A 17,670-nucleotide genomic window follows, 5' to 3' on the forward strand; every position below is an offset into this window, starting at 1 on the left:
GAAGTCTGGACGTGAGCTTCAACGTAAGCGGCATCGGTTTAACGGCGCTGCGTAGCGTAGCGCCAAAGCCGGGCTGTTTCTTGCGCAGAGGGCGAAAGTGTTTCCCTTTGTGAGGTCTTTTTCCCGTAACCGGTGTTCCGCTCCCACGTTGACGTCGCGGCCCAAATGAACTCAAACTTGATCTGAAAGAGTTGCGCGAGATGGTGATCCGATGAATATCGCCCCTATTCGCTTCACCAAGATCGGCCGCGAACTCAGGCTCATAAAGGCTGGGTATGAAGGGGGTGTGGTTCCTGAAGCTCGCGACGGCTGGTATTGGTGGTTACGCACGTCGGCAGGTCGGTTCGCGGGCTCCGCCGGAACCATTGAAGGAGCAAAAAGCTCCCTCGGCTTCTTGATCCACAAAATCGAGAATGGCGAAGACCCAACCTGGAGGCTGGTCTGACCATCGCTTAGGCTGCCGTATCTAAAAAAAAATGGCAGCCTAAGCCAGGGGAAATCTGATCCCGCCTTCCGTGTTGTCGCTTGATCATTGATGTTCGGCCTCAGCTCGAAATCAGTGCTCACGTTATCAACGCAAAACCTCATCTGAACCGAAGTCTTCTGACTAACTGTGCCCACCTCATTCGCAGTGAATTTGGCTCAAGTTCAGACCGGGTTGCCAGCATGAAATCGGGTAACGGTACGTTTGGCATGTTGTCATAGGCTTTAAGGATGGTCTCCAGTGGCGTCAGGGTCTGGTCGCGGTCCCAATAGACGATCTTCAACCATGTGGCCGCACGCTCATATTGGCCGACTCCCAACCATGTTTCCTCGAGATTGGCCCGCAACATTCGCTGCCCGGCCTCCAACAGGTCATTGTCGCCAAATCGCGCCCGCCCTAATTTTTTCAGACAGAGCGCATAGGCAAACGCCCGTGGCTTTAATGTTGTTTTGAGTGATGGGTTTTTCGGCTTTAGATGTCGCTCATATTCTTCGACTGCGGTGTCGTATTGACCAGCCTGGAGGCTGAACGCCATGAAATCGTCAAGAGTTCCGTCGACGAGCAGTCTCCGTGAACTATACGGCAGGCCCTTGATTTCCTGAGGAACGAAACGTTGGAGCTTGTAGTCAAACTTGTCGACACCGAGTACTTTGGTAAAGCCGGTTCGCATGTATTCAATCTCTGCATCCTGAGCGGTTTTCCACGATGCTTCGTCGTTTCCTTCACCGTGCATCCAGCGACCAAGGGCCTTAGCCCAGTGCAAAGTCCTGCGGTGGGAACAGGGAAAAGGACCAAACCTTTCCTCTTCTTTTCCCTCGATGGCCTTGTCCAACCATCGGAGCGCCCGTGGAAGAACGGGTGCTATTTGCTTGTCATGACGCACCAGCCAGGCTGAGATAACATCGTTGATCTCATGCACCGCAACATTCCCCATCGGCATCGCGGGATCGTATTCGGCACGAAGTGCGCGGGCGATAGTGCCGCCCATCACCTCCCGCGTTCGAATGGGATTGAATTTTTTCAAAGCTGTCTCCGCTTATTGGGAATGGTTCGAAACCTTCGCTGGCACCGAGTTCTTGGGCTGTGATCGCCTTTCCATGGACGAGCAATGGGAGTTTCACTGTAAGCGGCGTGCCGCTCGCACCTTGACTGAATCTTATAGGCTATGTCGGTATTGGACGCGGCAACTCGCGCCAACAGATGACATTGCGACAGGGGCAAATAGTAAGAGAAACAATTGACGTTGTAACAAAGAGGCCCGTCTATGCCAGCAAAAATTACGGCTACGTGCCTATGTCGAGCGGTTCAGATTTCGTGTGGCAATCCAGTGGGGCCTGGCGGTTATTGTCATTGCGAAGATTGCAGAAAATCCACAGGGAGCGCCTTCGGGGTTAACATTCCATTTGAGATGAGCGAATTTCGCGTTGTTTGTGGTGAAGTTGGCGCATTTACAAAGAGTACGGATGCTGGCAATGAGCTGACCCGACATTTTTGCGTGAACTGCGGATCGCCGCTATACGGCACTTCGCCTCAGTATCCGGGGCGAGTCTACGTTAGAGCGGGTGTCATCGATCAGCCAACTTTGCTTGAAGAGCGTGGCGTCGAACTGGAGAGAGTGAAATGCTCGTCAATCGACGATGTTTTGTATTTTCTATTTTCGGACATAACGCATGACATGGCTTCCAGCCATGCGGCCACGCATGGCAAGCCAGGCACGGAATTCAGAAGGCTTATGTTTCAGGAGCAGCTTAGGCTATTTGGAACTTGCGTCAAAGGAATGGCGGCTAAAAAGAGAATTGGAAATCGAGGAAGTCTTGCGTAAGCCGTACAACGACGGAATCACCTGATCTCAAATGCGATACCAAGTACCCTCAATCACGCATGCGCTTCCCTGCCGCGATAGACCTCCGGATCAGGGATCGGAACCGCGGCGATCAGCGCTCTTGAGTAATCATCCCTCGGGTTCTCGAAGATGTCCCGCCGTGTGCCGGTTTCGATGATGCGGCCGGCGCGCATGACGGCGACGTTATGGGACATGCGCTCGACCACCGCCATGTCGTGGGAGATGAACAGATAGGCGAGCCCCATCGTTTCCTGCAGTTCGAGCAGCAGTTCGAGCACGCGGGCGCGGACGGAGACGTCAAGCGCTGCGACGCTCTCATCGGCGACGATCAGCTTGGGCTCCAGCGCCAGCGCCCGGGCAATGCAGATGCGCTGGCGCTGGCCGCCTGAAAATTCGTGCGGGTAGCGCGTCGCCGCATCAGGCGTCAGGCCGACCCGGCGCAGCAGTTCTGCGACGCGGTCCTGCCGTTCGCTGTGGTTGCCGATACCGTGGATGACCATCGGTTCGCCGATCGCCTTGCCGACGGCCATGCGCGGGTCGAGCGAGGCATAGGGATCCTGGAAGATCATCTGCGCCGAGCGGCGCACGGGCCGCATCTCACGCTGGCTGAGCCCGGCGATGTCACGGCCGTCGATCAGGACGTTGCCCTTGAAGGGGATGAGACCGAGCACGGCCTTGCCCGTCGTCGATTTGCCGGAGCCGCTTTCGCCGACGAGGCCGAGCGTTTCACCCGGCAGGATATCGAAGGAAACGCTGTTCACGGCTGCAACCGGCGGCTTGCCCTTGAAAAACCGGCTTGCGGCATTGCCATAGGTGACGGTGAGGTCGCGCACGTTCAGCACCGGCGTGCGGTGCGGATGCAGCGTTTCGACGGCGCGCTGGGTGATGCGCGGCGGACGGTCGGTGCCGGCAAGCGCGCCGAGCCGCGGGACGGCGGCCAGCAATTGCTGCGTATAGGCCTCCTTCGGCCGCTGGAAGACAGCGAGCGCCGTTCCCTGCTCGACGATCCTGCCATTCTGCATGATGACGACGCGATCGGCCATTTCGGCGACGACGCCCATGTCGTGGGTGATCAGGATGATCGAGGCGCCGAATTCGCGCTTCAACTCGCGCATCAGCCGGAGGATCTGCGCCTGCACGGTGACGTCGAGTGCCGTCGTCGGCTCATCGGCGATCAGCACCTTCGGCCGGCAGGAGAGCGCCATCGCGATCATCACCCGCTGGCGCATGCCGCCGGAAAGCTCGTGCGGATATTGCTTCAGTCGCCGGGCCGGCTCGGTGATCTGCACGGCGTCGAGCATCTTCAGCGCCACCGCCTCGGCATTCTCGCTGCCCTGGTGCGCGCGGATGGCCTCGGTCAGCTGGTTGCCGACCGACATGACCGGGTTGAGCGAGGTCATCGGCTCCTGGAACACCATGGCGATATCGCCGCCGCGCACGCTGCGCATTGCCCGGTCGGAAAGCGTGAGCAGGTCGCGCTCGCCAAGCAGCACGCTGCCGGAGGCGACCCGCAGCGAGGCCTTCGGCAACAGCCCCATGATCGACAGCGAGGTGACCGACTTGCCGGAGCCGGATTCGCCGGCGATGCAGAGCGTTTCGCCGCTTGCAAGCTCGAAGCTGACATCCTGGAGCACCGGCTTGCGGCCTTCGGGTGTGCGGGCATCGACGCTCAGATTGCGAAGGCTGAGCACCGGTGCTGCGGCGGGCATGGCTTCGTTCACGCGAACACGATCCTCGGGAAGTAGAAGGAAACCACCCAGTTCGGCTGGTCGACGATCTCGCTGATCCGGAGATCGCCGCAGACCGAGCAGAGCAGATAGGCATCGATGGCGCTCATGCCGTGTTCGGCGCCGAGAAGATCGATCATGCGCATGACGCTTTCGCGCGCCCCGGTCATCAGATCAGGGCCGATGCCTGTCGTGACTTCGTAGCCGGCGCCGTCGAGATGGCGGGTCACCGGTTCGGTTGTGGTGAAGCGCGGCGTCTGCAGCTTGGCATCCTTGACGAGCTCGATCGTCGCTTCGACGTTCATCTGGCTTTCGATCGCCGTGCCGCAGACTTCGCCATCGCCCTGGGCGGCATGGGTATCGCCGATCGAAAACAGCGCGCCGTCGACCTCGACGGGCAGATAGAGCGTCACGCCGGCCGTCAGGTCGCGGATGTCCATGTTGCCGCCGACGCGACGTGGGGGAACGACGGAATGGGTGCCGGGCTCGGCGGGTGCGACGCCGATCGTGCCGGCAAAGGGCTTCAGCGGCACGCGGCCGCCCGGGCCGTAAAGGGCAGGCACCATGCTGTTGGCGTCATAGGACCAGACATGCAGCGCCGGATCCGTGAACTGGTCGGCAAGCAGGCCGAAGCCTGGGATATTGGCCGTCCAGCCGACGCCCGACGGAATGAATTTCCGCAGCGTCACCTTCAGTGCGTCGCCGGGCTCGGCGCCTTCGATATAGACCGGGCCGGAGACGGGATTGATCTTGCCGAAATCGAGTGCGTTCAGCGTTTCCAGGCTCGCGTCGCTTCCGAGCTGGCCACCCGATGAATCCATGCATTCGAAGTGGATCGTCTCGCCGGGCTTGGCGACGACGGCGGGGGCGAAATCCTTGTTCCAGCCGAAATTATGCTGGGCGCGGTGAATGGTGTGGGTGCAGGCGATGCACATGTCATGTCTCCCTGAAATTATGGCCTTCCCGGCTAGCGCCGGGAAGGCTTGATCCTTGGGTCTATTGCTTGACGTAGATCGCATCGTAATTGATGACGCGGGTCGGATCGATGTAGATGTTGTCAGCGCCGCCCATGCGCAGCGACTTGGCGACGACGCGGCGTTCGTTGATGACAGGGATCCACGGCGCATCGGCCATGATGTCGGTAAAGATCTTGCCCCAGGCGGCGGTGCGCTCGGTCGCCTTTGCCGGATCGGACATGGAGTCGGCGGCAACGGCGCGCTTGTCGAGATCGGCATTGCAGTACCATGACCAGTTCCAGCCGCCCGGAACCGCGCCGGCGCAGCCGAGGATCGGGCCGTAGAAGTTGGACGGATCCGGGAAGTCGGCGATCCAGGCCATGCCGCCCGACCAGATCATCGGCGCTTCGCCTTCGGTGCCGCCGGCCGAGATGACGTTGGCCTGGGCCAGCGCCCGGACTTCGGCCTTGACGCCAACGGCGGCCAGATCCTGCTGGATCGCCTGGGCGATACGCGGCTGCGGATCGGTGTTGGTGGAGTAGAGCACGGTCTCGAAGCCATCGGGATAGCCGGCTTCGGCCAGCAGCGCCTTGGCTTTCGCCACGTCATAGGCATAGCCGGTGAAGGACTTGTCGTAGCCCGGCATCAGCGGCGGCAGCGGCTGGTTGGCAGGCGTTGCGCGACCGTTGAGGATGCGGGTGATGCGGTCCTTGTTGATCGCCATGTTCAGCGCCTGGCGAACCTTGACGTTGTCGAAGGGCTTCACCTTGGTATTCAGCGTGATGTAGCCGGTGTGCAGCTGTTCGCCGTCGACGATCATCTGCGCGCCGTCGGCCGAATTCTTGATTTCGAGGAACTTGGCCGGCGGAATGCCATCGCCGGCAATATCAACCTCGCCCTTCTGCAGGCGCAAGAGCGCCACCAGCGGCTCCTGGCCGACTTCGACCTTGAAGCTGTCGATATAGGGAACGCCCTTGACGAAATAATCCTTGTTGCGTTCGAAAACGAGCTGCTGGCCGATCGTCCAATCCTTCAGGATGAAGGTGCCGGAGCCGACCGGCTTCTTGCCGAAGTCGCCGGCGGCCGCCTCGACGGCTTCCTTCGGCACGACCGAGGCGAAGTTGATCGCAAGCACGTGCAGGAAGGTGGCGTCGGGGCGCGAGAGGTTGAAGATGACGGTGCTATCATCCGGCGTCTCGATGCCGGAGAGCGTCGTCGTCTTGCCGCCGGTTTCTTCCTCGAAGCCCTTGATGGCGCCGAAGAAGCCGGCGCCGGGGCCTTGCGTCTTCGGGTCGACGGCGCGTTCGATCGAATATTTCACGTCGGAGGCGACGACCTCGCGGCCGTTCGAGAACTTCACGCCCTTGTGCAGCTTGAAGGTATAGGTCAAGCCATCGGGCGAAACGGTGAAGCTTTCGGCAAGCGAGGGAACCGGGTTCGGCGTGCCGGGCGCATAATCCATCAGGCGGGAATAGAGGCTCTTGATCATCGACCAGTTGACCCAGTCGTAGCCGATCGCCGGGTCGAGCGTGGTGATGTCGTCCTTGTAGGTGACGACGATATCGCCGCCCTGCTTGGGCGTTTCCTCGGCCATGACGGACAATGGGGCGAGCGCCACCATCGTTGCCATGGTCGTCTGTTGCAGCCAGCGTTTGAACATCTTGGTTCCCCTTCTTTGGTTGCTGTCAGCGTGTGCGGATGCGCGGATCGATGACCGGCGCGACGAGGTCGGCAAGCAGATTGCCGATGATGATGGCGAGCGCCGACGTCAGCGTGACGCCCATGATGATCGGGATGTCGACCTGCTGGATCGCCTGCCAGGCGAGCTGGCCGATGCCGGGCCAGCCGTAGACCGCTTCGACCACGACCACGCCGCCCATGAACTGGCCGATATCGATGCCGATCATGGCGATGATGGGCAGCACCGCGTTGGGCAGTGCATGGCGCAGGATGACGCGCTTCGAGGAAAGGCCCTTGGCGCGCGCCGTGCGGACATAATCCTGGTTCAGCACGTCGATCATCGACGAGCGCACCATGCGGGCGTACCAGCCGGCGCCGCAGATGCCGAGTGTGACGGCCGGCAGGACGAGGTGCGAGAAGCTGCCGTAGCCGCTCATCGGAAACCAGCCGAGCGTTGCCGCTAAGAGGTAGAGCAGCAGCAGGGCGACGAGAAACTGCGGCGCCGAGGTACCGACAAAGGAGGCCATCATCACCAGCCGGTCGACGAAGCCGCCGCGGCGCACCGCGGCGATGGTGCCGAGCGTCAGGCCGAGCACCACCTCGACGACGATGCCGGCAAGCATCAGTGTCAGCGTCGCCGGCAGGCGGGCGGCAATCAGCGTCCAGACATCGGTCTTCTGCGCATAGGAGCGGCCGAGATTGCCGTGCAGCAGATTGCCGAGATAGGTGCCGAACTGGACCAGCAGCGGCTGGTCGAGGCCGAGCTCATGGCGGATGTTGGCGACCGTCTGGGCCGTAGCGCTGCGGCCGGCGATCATGCGAGCCGGGTCGGCCGGAAGAGCGTAGAGCAGCACGAAGGTGATTGCCGCGACGCCGAGCAGAATGAGAGCCGCTTGCAGCAGCCGGCGGAGCATCAGGAGACCCATCAGCCCCTCCCGCGCTGGGTCGGGTCGAGAATGTCGCGCAGCGCGTCGCCCACCAGATTGAAGGAAAGCGCCGTCAGAAGGATGATCGCGCCGGGAATGAAGACCAGCCAGGGGGCGGCCTGGAAATAGCTTTGGCTCTCGAAGATGATGTTGCCCCAGGAGGGCTGCGGCGGCTGGACGCCGACGCCGAGGAAGGAAAGTGTCGCTTCGAGCAGCACGGTGGTGGCGATGCCGAGCGTTCCCCAGACGATTGCCGTCGGCACGAGATGCGGCAGGATATGCATGAAGAGCACACGCATGTGGCCGGCGCCGAGCGAGCGTTCGGCCATGATGAAGTCGCGCTCCACCAGGCCGCGCGTCTCGGTATAGACGATGCGGGCGACCTGCACCCAGTTGACGAGCGCGATCACCATGGCGACGATCCAGAGGCTCGGCTTCAAAAGGGCTGCCAGCACGATGGCGAGCAGCAGCGCCGGAAAGGCCATCATCAGATCGGTGAAGCGCATCAGGATGTTGCCCGGCAGCCCGCGAAGATAACCGGCAACGATGCCGACGAAGAGGCCGATCGCCACCGCGATGCCATTGGCGACAAGGCCGATGATCAGCGAGGTGCGGGCGCCGAAGAGCAGGCGGGAGAAGAGGTCGCGGCCGAGCGTGTCGGTGCCGAGGAGATAGGGACCGCCCGGCGGCAGCGGCGCGCCTTCGAGCGAGAGGCCGTCAAACATCTGTTCGTCGGGGCTGAACGGCGCGATCCACGGCGCTGCAATGGCGAGCCCGATGACGAGTGTAACGACGATCAGGCCGAAGAGGGCCGTCGGCTGGCGGATCATCTGTTTCAGCACATGCATCAGCCCGCCTCCGGCAGAGGTTCGGCACCCGCCAGGATGAAGGCCGCTATCTGCTCCATCGGCAGGCGGCGGCGCATGGCACAGTTGCGTAGGATTGCGTAAGCGCTCTCCTCGTCGATGCCGCGTGCGGCCTGAAGCTTTTCGACGGCGGCGTGCACGAGCGGTCGCAGCCGGACGCGCTCCTCGAGATATTGCAGCTTTTCCGCAGTCGCCTTGCGCTCCTGATGAATGGAGACGGCCATGACAAGCGCCGGATAGACGGCCGATGTGGCAATCGGCTTGGCGATGATCGCGCCGGCACCCTGTGCGAGCGCCCAGGCGATGCGGCCGGGCGCTTCCGAACCAAGCAGGGCGACGACGGGGCAGGCAGGCGTTTCGCCGTTCCAGGGCAGCAGATCGTCCCAGCCCTGGTCGGCATCGACGATGACGAGATCAGGCAGTGCCGCGGCCGAAAGCGGCGCCCATTGCAGCATTGCATGGATGCCGAGTAGGCGAAGCTGGCGGATCAGCTTTTCGGTGTTGCCGTCCTCGCGATGCAGGACCATCGCCTGCCAGCCGGTAAAATTGGGTGTCTCTCTCATGACACCACCCTCAGCCGCGGCAAGGCCTGTCGGTTGCGGCCGGTCAAGTAGGGGTCGGCGGCGAGCGGCGGCCGCGAGGCGACGACATCGAAGCCGTTGTCGGCGTTGATCCGGCCGAGATGGAAGGGCAGGGCGGCATGATTGGTCTCGCGGTCGATCGAAAGCGCGCCGAACAGCGTCGGCCAGGATCTATTGTAGAGCTCGCGCCGGACGGCGTCGGGCTCGTCACCGCCGGCAGCGACGATCGCGTCGACGCAGAGCCGGACGGTGGTATAGGCGCTGGCAAAGACGCTGGAGACACGCCGCTCCGCGCCGTGATGCTCGGTGACACGGGCCTTGAAGGCGGCATTCTCGGGGGTCGCGATACTGTCGAAATAGGAAGCGGCGCAAAGCTGGCCGGCGGCGGCACCGGCGGCGATATCGTCGAGCTCGCATTCCATCAGGTCGCAGCTCACGACCGGGCAGTTTTCCGCGCGGAAGGCCGGGTCGCGATCACCGAGGGCCTTGATCGCCTCCAGGAAAGCGTAGCTTGAGGGGCCGATCAGATTGTTGAGGATGAAGCTCGGGCGGCGTTGCGCGATCTCGGCGACGATGCGCTCGACGGCGGTTTCCTCAAGCGGAAGATAGCGTTCGCCAAGCACCTCGCCGCCGGCATTGGTAATGAGTTCGCGGGCGAGCCGGTTCATTTCCCAGCCCCAGACATAGTTGGCGCCGACGAGATAGGGCCTTGCGCCGTAACGCGGGATCAGGTGCTCGAACAGCGGCAGCAGATGCTGGTTCGGGCAGCCGCCGACATAGATGACGTTCTCGTTGGCTTCGAAGCCTTCATAGGGGCACATATACCAGAGCAGGCCGTCATGTTTCTCGACGAGCGGGATGACCTCCTTGCGTGCCGCCGAGGTAATCGTGCCGACGATATGGCGACAGCCGGTGCGCAGAAGATGGCGCGCACCGTCGAGATAGGCGGCAAGATCGGCATGCGGGTCGAAGAAGACGGGCTCGATCGCCAGCCCGTCGACGCCGGCATATTCGGCCATCGCGAAATCGGCACCGTCGCGCGCGTCGCGGCCCATCGAGCCGTAGGGTCCGGTGGTCGAAAAGAGGATGCCGATTTTCAGCGCGTCATTCATGAAGTGACCACATCAAAAACCCCACGACGCTGGTCCCATCGAGCGATGAGGCGTCATGGGGCGAAACTGCCCAGAGACTATCGGAGTCATGTCAATGCGGCAGGCCGTTTGCCTATTCCGCAGGCTTGAGTAAAATACAGGCAGCTTATCTTTGTCAAGTGTGCTGCGCTGCACTCGCAGTCATTTGATCTTGTTCTTGCGGTAGGGCCGCGAAAGGACGCCCTATCTTGAACAAATGTTAGATCACTTCGAGACATCCCAGCGCAGATTGTCGGGCTCAGCTCGGCAAAGCGGTGCCATACCCACAAGCAATGTTCGTAGCTCTGCAGCCTTGCCAAGGTGGGCAGTGAGGATGGCAGTGATTTTCGAAGCGAGGGGTTTGACAGCGGGGATCGCCGGCTATTCAATTCGCCGAGACTCTAAGCCCGGTAGGTGAAGGTTCAGTGATAGGTAACCGGATATTGCTATGGCGCCGCTTCGTTACCCACACTCTTGAGGTGCGGATGGATGGAAATCGAGAAGCGACTAATTGATTTGATCAGTGATTTTAACGGGCGGTTAGCGGGGGAAGATATTCGCGAGTACATATCCCTTGCGGAGCATAATGAGTGTGTGGTTGCGTTGGAAAATCTATGCACGCAGTTGCGCGAGTATGATGTGGTGCTGGCTCCGGAGGAACTGGCGAACATTCAGGCGCTGGCAAATGAGATGAATCTAAAAGCAGATACCTGGGCGTTTCTCAAGTACCCCAGATCTTGATGCTCATACTGCGTGTGCCTACCTGGTGCATGGAGTGCTAAAGCGCTGAAGCGGTTGCCGCACCCGAGTTGATGAGCTTGATGACAAATCCTCATTTTTCCAACGAAATGCCTCACGACGAGAGGAAGTATTCTGGGTCTGGATATGGCTAAGCGCATAAAGATTGGTAACCTAATTCAGATTCTAACGTCGAGAGGCGTTTGCTACGCCCAAGTGACTCATCAGCATTTTCGCTACGGATACCTGCTTCGCGTGTTTGATGGTTTTCACAGCGACAGGCCCAATAATTTCGGCGAAGTGGTCACCTCTCCCGTGTTATTTTCTGCCTTTTTCCCCGTCCAAAAAGCAGTTGGCGAAGGCCTAGTGGCAAATGTCGGAAACAGTAGCGTCACCGATGCAAATTCCGTCTTTCCCACCTTTCGGACCAGTGCCCGGGATAGGGACGGGCGGCGGGGGCCTTGGTGGTTGTGGAATGGCGAAACGGAAGTGATGCTGACTCGAGGCCTTTCTGATGAGGAAAAGAGATATCCGGTCCTCGGTATCATCAGCGCACCCTTGCTGGTTGAGCGAATTGAGAAGAGTTATCGAGCAGAGACTCATGATTTGTAGTTTTGCGTCGTCGGGTTATATTGTTGGGGCTTCTAAATGCGACCTGAGCGCATTCCGGAACCCCCTAACTCAAGTCATGCAACTCCGTCGTAATCGCCGCCCCAATCGAAAACTCTGAAAAGCGCACCCTCAGTCCGCTGCGCTCCGGCGTGCAGGCGGCCGGCCCAACCTCGTAGTGCGCGGCGGCGGGGAAGGGCGCTAACCGCAGCAGCGGCCAGCGGCTGCCGTCGCGGGAAGCCTGGATGCGCATTGCGCCGTTGGCGACGGTGACGCGGATGCGGAAATCCTCCAATTCCTTGAAGGGCTGCGCCACGGACCAGTCGGAACTGCCATCGGTGACGACGGTGCTGAGGAAGGCTTCGCCGTCGGTGAATTCGACGCCTGTTTTCACCCAGCGTTTCTCGTCAATGCGCACCATCAGGCCGGCCTGGTCGTAGAGCGTGCGGAATTCGCCCTGGACGCGGATTTGAGCGGTGAAGCCATCGGCCGTGGGAAAGGCGAGGAAATGGCCGCTGTCGCGGGTGAAGCCGTAATGGGTCTCCCGCCAGAAATCGGTTTTTTCATCGGTCGTCAGGGTAAGGCCGGTTTCGTTCGCCAGCCAGTGTGCCGGCTCGTTCAGCCATTTTCCGTCGTTGAAATCGATGCTCATCCTGTTCTCCCGTTCCGTTGAAGGCTCACTGCAGGGCGATTGACCCACCTTGGCATAATGCGCGGTCTTGGTGCAGGCGGGCGCAGCCGAAGATTGTGTGTTTTCCGGCGTCCCGGTATCCGCCGCGAGCATAATCCGTCGCCCGTGCTTGACAGGATCGATCCATCTCCTATTCTGTTACAAAAAGATGAATTACATAATTGTGGAACTAAATCGGGAGCCATCACATGAAAACATTGGTCGCATTCCTTCTCGGCACCGCGCTCGTCGCCCTGCCTTCGACGCTCCTTGCCCAGGAAAAGGGTGGTGTCATCAACGTCGCGACGATCGGCGAACCGCCGACGCTCGATCCGATGTCGTCGACGGCCGATCTGGTCGGCATCGTCACTCAGCACATTTTCGAAACGCTCTACACCTTTGACAAGAGCTGGAATGTCACGCCGCTTCTGGCCGAAAGCCTGCCTGAGATCAGCGCCGACGGCAAAACCTATACGATCAAGCTCAGGACCGGCATCAAGTTCCACGACAATACCGACATGACCTCGGAAGATGTCGTCGCCTCGCTTGGCCGCTGGATGAAGATCGCCTCGCGCGGCAAGCAGGTGGCCGGCTTCATCGACAAGATCACCGCGGTCGATCCGGCGACCGTCACCATCACGCTGAAGCAGCCCTATGCGCCGCTGACCTCGCTGCTCGCCTTCAACAATTCGGCGGCGATCATCATCCCGTCCGAAAAGCAGGACGAGCCGATGAAGGACTTCATCGGCACCGGTCCCTATATGCTGAAGGAGCGCAGGGCCGACCAGTATATCCAGCTCGTCCGCTTCGACGGCTACAAGTCACGCGAAGGCGACAGCAATGGTTATGGCGGCGCCCGCCATCAATATCTCGATGAGATCCGCTTCGTGCCGGTGCCCGATCCAAACACCCGCGTCGAGGCCGCTATTTCCGGCCAGTATGATTATGTCGACTCCATTCCGGTCGAATCCTACGACAAGCTGAAGGCCTCCACCGCCTCGCAGCCGATCATCCTGAAGCCCTTCGGTTATCCGGTCTTCGTCTTCAACACGGCCGATGGCATCAACAAGAATGTCGAGGTCCGCAAGGCGATCCGCCAGGCGCTCAGCATGGAAGACATGCTGGCCGCGGCTTTCGGCAGCAAGGATTTCTACGCGCTCGACGGCGCCATCTATCCGAAGACCTTTGCCTGGTCGACGGATGCTGGCGTCGAGGGCGCCTATAACGTCGCCGATCCGGAAGGGGCGGCCGCTGCCGCCAAGAAGGCCGGTTACAACGGCGAACCGATCCGCATTCTGACCAGCCGCCAATACGAGTTCCATTACAAGATGGCGCAGGTCGCCGCCGAATATCTGAAGCTTGCCGGCTTCACCGTCGATATGCAGGTTGTGGACTGGGCGACGCTGACGCAGCGCCGCACCGATCCGAAGCTCTGGGATATCTACATCACACATAGCCCGTTCCTGCCGGAGCCGGCCCTCATCGGCTCGCTCTCGACCAGCTCGCCCGGCTGGTGGGATACGCCGGCCCGCAAGGCCGCCGTCGATGCCTTCACCTCGGAAGTCGATCCGAAGAAGCGTGTGGCGCTCTGGGCCGATGTCCAGAAGGCCGTCTATGCCGACGCACCCTTCATGAAGATCGGCGACTTCAACGCCGTCTCCGCCGAGTCGACCAAGCTCGAAGGCGTCGATCCGGCTCCATGGCCGTATTTCTGGAATGCGTCGATCAAGAAGTAAGAGTCGCCATCGGTACCGGCCATTCCTGACCGGTACCGGTCTTCTTTTTCGCAGCATCTGCAAAGGTTTGCCAGGCATTCATGATACGCTACATCCTCCAGCGCCTGTTCGGCATGATCGTCGTGATGTTTCTCGTCGTCACGATCGTCTTCGTCATCGTGCGCGTGACGCCGGGAGATCCGGCCGCCGTCATGCTCGGGCCGGATGCGACGCCGCAGGATATTGCCGATCTCAGGTCCCGGCTCGGCCTCGATCAGTCTCTCGGCCTGCAATATGTCTATTACATCGGCCAGCTGCTGAAGGGTGATCTCGGCCAGTCGATCTTCCTCAATATGCCTGTCACCTCGGCCTTGCTCGACCGGGCCGAGCCGACTTTCTTCCTGACACTGTTTTCGCTTGCGATTGCCAGCACCATCGCCTTGCCGATCGGCATCTATGCCGCCTATCGGCGCGGCTCCTTCGTCGACCAGGCGGCAACGACGCTTGCGATGTTTGCCGCCAGCATTCCGAGCTTCTGGCTCGGCCTGATCCTGATGCAGTTCTTCGCGGTCAGGCTCAACCTCTTCCCGGTCTCAGGTTATGGCGGTCCCGGCTCGACCTTCTTCGAGCGGATGTATCACCTGACGCTGCCCGCCTTTGCGCTCGGCATCGTCTCCTCGGCGCTGATCCTGCGTTTCACCCGCGCTTCAATGCTCGATGTGCTCGGCGACGACTATATCCGCACGGCCCGCGCCAAGGGGTTGATCGAGCGCCGGGTGATCCTCAAGCACGCATTGAAGAATGCGCTGATCCCGATTCTGACGGTGATCGGCCTGACGGCAGCGGTCCTGATTTCGGGCGCCGTCGTCACCGAAACCGTCTTCGGCCTGCCGGGCGTCGGCAATCTCGTCGTCTCGGCGGTTCTGCGCCGCGACTATCCGGTCATCCAGGGGGCGCTGCTCGTCATCGCCGCGCTCTACGTGCTGATCAATTTTGCGATCGACATGCTTTATCTGTTGATCGATCCGAGGGTGCGCTACTGATGGCCGATATCGCAATCAAGTCAGTCGAGGGCGAGGGCAGCAAATTCGCTAAGCGCCTGCTCAAACGCAAGACGGTCGCCTGCGGCCTGCTGATCCTGACGATCTTCGTGCTTCTGGCGGTCTTCGCGCCTGTTGTCGCACCCTATTCGCCGTCGAAGCTTTCCATCGCCAACCGGCTGAAGCCGCCGGGCGGCACCTTTTTCTTTGGCACCGACGAGTTCGGCCGCGACGTCTTTTCGCGCACGATCTTCGCCGGCCGCCTGTCGCTGCTCGTCGGTGTTGCGGTCGTGACCCTGTCGGCCGTGATCGGCGTGACGCTTGGCCTGCTTGCCGGCTTCTTCCAGAAGCTCGATACGCCGATCGCCCGGCTGATCGACGCGATGATGGCGTTTCCGGATATTCTGCTGGCGATCGCGCTCGTCGCCGCCCTCGGCCCGTCGCTGACGACTGTCATCATCGCGCTGTCGATCGTCTATGCGCCGCGCCTTGCCCGCATCGTCCGCGCGTCGACACTGGTCATTCGCGAACTGCCCTATGTCGAGGCGGCAAGGGCGCTCGGCATTTCCACCTTCCATATCATGACGCGGCATGTGCTGCGCAATCTGCTGTCGCCGATCCTGGTGCAGGCCACCTTCCTTTTCGCCAGCGCGATGCTTGCCGAAGCCGGCCTGTCTTTCCTCGGCCTCGGCGTCAGCCCCGAAATCCCGACCTGGGGAACGATGATCGCCGCCGGCCGCCAGTATATCGGCCAGGCCGACTGGATGACGCTGTTTCCCGGCGTCGCCATTATTCTCTCCGTGCTGTCGCTGCAGATGGTCGGCGACGGCCTCCGGGACATGCTCGATCCAAGACTTCGCAAGGATCTTTAATCTGCCGACCAAGCGTCGGCCCAATCGAAATTCGCATGACAGGAGTTTGCGTGAATCAGTTTCCTACCGCCGCCGGCAAGGTCGAGAACTCGCCTTACGAACGGCTTGCCGCCCTCGGCATTACGCTTCCGCCGCCACCGCCGCCGATCGCCAATTTCGTGACGCACGTAGTCGAAGGCAACATGCTCTACCTCTCCGGCCAGGGACCGCGCGAGGCCGACGGCTTCATGCATGCCGGCAAGGTCGGCGCCGGCGTCAGTGTCGAGGAGGCCTACGGTCATGCGCGGCTGACCGGCATCAACCTGCTTGCAGTCATGCATGACGCGCTCGGCGATCTCACCCGGGTCAAGCGGGTGGTGAAACTGCTCGGCATGGTCAATGCCGTGCCTGAGTTCGAGGATCATCCGAGCGTCATCAACGGCTGCTCGGATCTGCTGATCGCAGTCTTCGGTCCGGCCGGCGAACATGCTCGCTCGGCTGTCGGCTTCGGCTCGCTGCCCGGCAACATCACCGTCGAGATCGAGGCGATCGTCGCCTTGCACGGCTGATGGGAGCTCGACACACTTGATCGACCGCCCCATGTTTCGTTTTTCGACCCAGAATCCTGGAGATCTCCATGTCCACTGATATCCGCCCGTCGCTCGGCCTGCGCCCTGTCATCAATGTATCGGGCACGATGACCAGCCTCGGCGCATCGATCGTCGTTCCCGAAGCGATCGAGGCGATGGCATCGATCCTGCCTCACTTCGTCGAGATCAACGATCTGCAGCGCAAGGCAAGTGGCGTCATCGCCCGGCTGACCGGCGGCGAGGCGGGCTTCGTCACCGCCTCTTGCTCGGCCGGCATTTCGCTCGCCGTCGCCGGCGCGATCACCGGCAACAATCTGCTGGCGATCGAGAGGTTGCCGGATGTCGTGCCGGAGAAGAACGAAGTGCTGGTGCAGATGGGCCATGTCGTCAGTTACGGCGCTCCTGTCGACCAGGCGATCCGGCTTGCCGGCGGCAAGGTCGTGCTTGTGGGGCAGGCGACCTCGACGCATCGCTTCCACATGGAAAATGCCATCACCGACAAGACGGCAGCTGCCGTCTATGTCGTCTCCCACCATGTCGTCGACTACGGCCTGTTGAACCTCAAGGAATTCGTCGAGATCGCCCATGCCAAGGGCGTGCCCGTCATCGTCGATGCGGCCTCGGAATATGACCTGCGGATCTTCCTGGAGCAGGGGGCCGATATCGCACTCTACTCCGGCCACAAATTCCTCGGCGGCCCGACTTCGGGCATCGTTGCCGGCAGCAAGGAGCTGGTGCGCCACGCCTTCCTGCAGAATATGGGCATCGGTCGCGGCATGAAAGTCGGCAAGGAGAGCATCTTCGGTGTCATGGCGGCACTCGAAGCCTGGGAAAATCGCGACCATGCCGGCATCCGGGAACGCGAGACCAGCTATCTCAACCTGTGGAAGCGCACGCTCGACGGCCGCCCTGGCCTCACTGCGCTGATCGAGCCTGACCCGACCAACAATCCGCTCGATCGGCTGCGCCTGATCGTCGATCCCGAGCAAGCCCATATCACCGCCTGGGATCTGGCGGATGCGCTTGCCAAGGGCAGCCCGCCGATCATCGTGCGCGATCACGAGGTGGAGCACCGCTATTTCTACCTCGACCCGTGCAATCTGCACCCGGGCGAGGAGACGATCGTCGCGGAGCGCCTGGCGCAGGAACTCGACAAGGCGCGCGCCTCCAACGAGATCATCGCAACGCCGATCGAGAACCGCAGCAGGCACCGCTTCGACGGTGCGCTGCGTTGGCCGGATTGATCCGCCGCTTACCCGTCGCA

18 protein-coding genes and 1 pseudogene are annotated in these 17,670 nt (G+C 61.2%); 9 read left to right on the plus strand and 10 right to left on the minus strand.

The window, feature by feature from the left end; genetic code table 11:
- The first annotated feature begins 211 nt into the window (after positions 1–211).
- On the plus strand, positions 212–445 hold the full coding sequence (locus ACD590_RS31820; RefSeq protein ID WP_247266326.1) for a hypothetical protein: 234 nt from the start codon (positions 212–214) through the stop codon (positions 443–445).
- Between the two features lie 139 nt (positions 446–584).
- On the opposite strand, the gene ACD590_RS31825 is transcribed toward ACD590_RS31820, so the two are convergent.
- Positions 585–1,508: a hypothetical protein gene (locus tag ACD590_RS31825; protein WP_247266327.1), complete on the minus strand. Its 924-nt coding sequence runs from the start codon at positions 1,506–1,508 to the stop codon at positions 585–587.
- Positions 1,509–1,748: 240 nt separating this feature from the next.
- Here ACD590_RS31825 and ACD590_RS31830 point away from each other — a divergent pair, with 240 nt between their 5' ends.
- Positions 1,749–2,306: an Imm63 family immunity protein gene (locus ACD590_RS31830; RefSeq protein ID WP_439004157.1), complete on the plus strand. Its 558-nt coding sequence runs from the start codon at positions 1,749–1,751 to the stop codon at positions 2,304–2,306.
- Positions 2,307–2,359: 53 nt separating this feature from the next.
- Here ACD590_RS31830 and ACD590_RS31835 read toward each other — a convergent pair whose 3' ends face one another.
- The 8 genes and pseudogenes from ACD590_RS31835 to ACD590_RS31870 form a co-directional block, all read right to left on the minus strand.
- A complete protein-coding gene (locus ACD590_RS31835) occupies positions 2,360–4,048 on the minus strand; it encodes an ABC transporter ATP-binding protein (RefSeq protein WP_439004158.1) in 1,689 nt (562 codons plus the stop codon).
- Positions 4,045–4,989: an acetamidase/formamidase family protein gene (locus ACD590_RS31840; RefSeq protein WP_247265684.1), complete on the minus strand. Its 945-nt coding sequence runs from the start codon at positions 4,987–4,989 to the stop codon at positions 4,045–4,047. Before ACD590_RS31840 ends, ACD590_RS31835 begins: the two co-directional genes overlap by 4 nt.
- Before the next feature lie 61 nt (positions 4,990–5,050).
- Positions 5,051–6,670 carry an ABC transporter substrate-binding protein gene (locus tag ACD590_RS31845; protein ID WP_247265685.1) on the minus strand — a complete coding sequence of 540 codons (1,620 nt, stop codon included), beginning with the start codon at positions 6,668–6,670 and terminating at the stop codon, positions 5,051–5,053.
- Between the two features lie 25 nt (positions 6,671–6,695).
- Positions 6,696–7,616: an ABC transporter permease gene (locus ACD590_RS31850; protein ID WP_247265686.1), complete on the minus strand. Its 921-nt coding sequence runs from the start codon at positions 7,614–7,616 to the stop codon at positions 6,696–6,698.
- Positions 7,616–8,464 carry an ABC transporter permease gene (locus ACD590_RS31855; RefSeq protein WP_017996436.1) on the minus strand — a complete coding sequence of 283 codons (849 nt, stop codon included), beginning with the start codon at positions 8,462–8,464 and terminating at the stop codon, positions 7,616–7,618. Before ACD590_RS31855 ends, ACD590_RS31850 begins: the two co-directional genes overlap by 1 nt.
- Positions 8,464–9,045 (minus strand): ANTAR domain-containing response regulator, encoded by a 582-nt coding sequence (locus ACD590_RS31860; protein WP_247265687.1) that lies wholly within the window; start codon positions 9,043–9,045, stop codon positions 8,464–8,466. Before ACD590_RS31860 ends, ACD590_RS31855 begins: the two co-directional genes overlap by 1 nt.
- The gene (locus ACD590_RS31865; protein ID WP_247265688.1) at positions 9,042–10,175 is read right to left on the minus strand and encodes a transporter substrate-binding protein; all 1,134 of its coding nucleotides are present in this window, start codon (positions 10,173–10,175) and stop codon (positions 9,042–9,044) included. The genes ACD590_RS31860 and ACD590_RS31865 overlap by 4 nt, the downstream gene beginning before the upstream one ends.
- A 252-nt stretch (positions 10,176–10,427) precedes the next feature.
- A pseudogene (locus ACD590_RS31870) lies at positions 10,428–10,568 on the minus strand (putative quinol monooxygenase); the annotation flags it as partial.
- Between the two features lie 114 nt (positions 10,569–10,682).
- On the opposite strand from ACD590_RS31870, the gene ACD590_RS31875 reads away from it, so the two are divergent.
- Positions 10,683–10,934 carry a MafI family immunity protein gene (locus ACD590_RS31875; RefSeq protein WP_131609730.1) on the plus strand — a complete coding sequence of 84 codons (252 nt, stop codon included), beginning with the start codon at positions 10,683–10,685 and terminating at the stop codon, positions 10,932–10,934.
- 144 nt (positions 10,935–11,078) lie between these two features.
- Positions 11,079–11,543 (plus strand): hypothetical protein, encoded by a 465-nt coding sequence (locus tag ACD590_RS31880; RefSeq protein ID WP_131605521.1) that lies wholly within the window; start codon positions 11,079–11,081, stop codon positions 11,541–11,543.
- Between the two features lie 64 nt (positions 11,544–11,607).
- Here ACD590_RS31880 and ACD590_RS31885 read toward each other — a convergent pair whose 3' ends face one another.
- Positions 11,608–12,192, minus strand: coding sequence for a DUF1349 domain-containing protein (locus tag ACD590_RS31885; protein ID WP_131646952.1), 585 nt, complete (start codon positions 12,190–12,192; stop codon positions 11,608–11,610).
- A 227-nt stretch (positions 12,193–12,419) separates the two neighbouring features.
- Here ACD590_RS31885 and ACD590_RS31890 point away from each other — a divergent pair, with 227 nt between their 5' ends.
- From ACD590_RS31890 to ACD590_RS31910, 5 genes are all read left to right on the plus strand, one after another.
- Positions 12,420–13,946, plus strand: a complete 1,527-nt coding sequence (locus ACD590_RS31890; RefSeq protein WP_131605523.1) for an ABC transporter substrate-binding protein — start codon at positions 12,420–12,422, stop codon at positions 13,944–13,946.
- Positions 13,947–14,026: 80 nt separating this feature from the next.
- Complete coding sequence (locus tag ACD590_RS31895) at positions 14,027–14,968, plus strand: ABC transporter permease (RefSeq protein WP_165505469.1); 942 nt, start codon at positions 14,027–14,029, stop codon at positions 14,966–14,968.
- Positions 14,968–15,837, plus strand: coding sequence for an ABC transporter permease (locus ACD590_RS31900; RefSeq protein ID WP_247265689.1), 870 nt, complete (start codon positions 14,968–14,970; stop codon positions 15,835–15,837). Before ACD590_RS31895 ends, ACD590_RS31900 begins: the two co-directional genes overlap by 1 nt.
- Positions 15,838–15,872: 35 nt before the next feature.
- Positions 15,873–16,385 carry a RidA family protein gene (locus ACD590_RS31905; protein ID WP_131605525.1) on the plus strand — a complete coding sequence of 171 codons (513 nt, stop codon included), beginning with the start codon at positions 15,873–15,875 and terminating at the stop codon, positions 16,383–16,385.
- Between the two features lie 68 nt (positions 16,386–16,453).
- The gene (locus ACD590_RS31910; RefSeq protein ID WP_028732590.1) at positions 16,454–17,650 is read left to right on the plus strand and encodes an aminotransferase class V-fold PLP-dependent enzyme; all 1,197 of its coding nucleotides are present in this window, start codon (positions 16,454–16,456) and stop codon (positions 17,648–17,650) included.
- The last annotated feature ends 20 nt before the right edge of the window (positions 17,651–17,670 follow it).

Source organism: Rhizobium sp. 862_C5_N1_2 (assembly GCF_051811205.1).
Classification (GTDB): Bacteria; Pseudomonadota; Alphaproteobacteria; order Rhizobiales; family Rhizobiaceae; genus Rhizobium; species Rhizobium leguminosarum.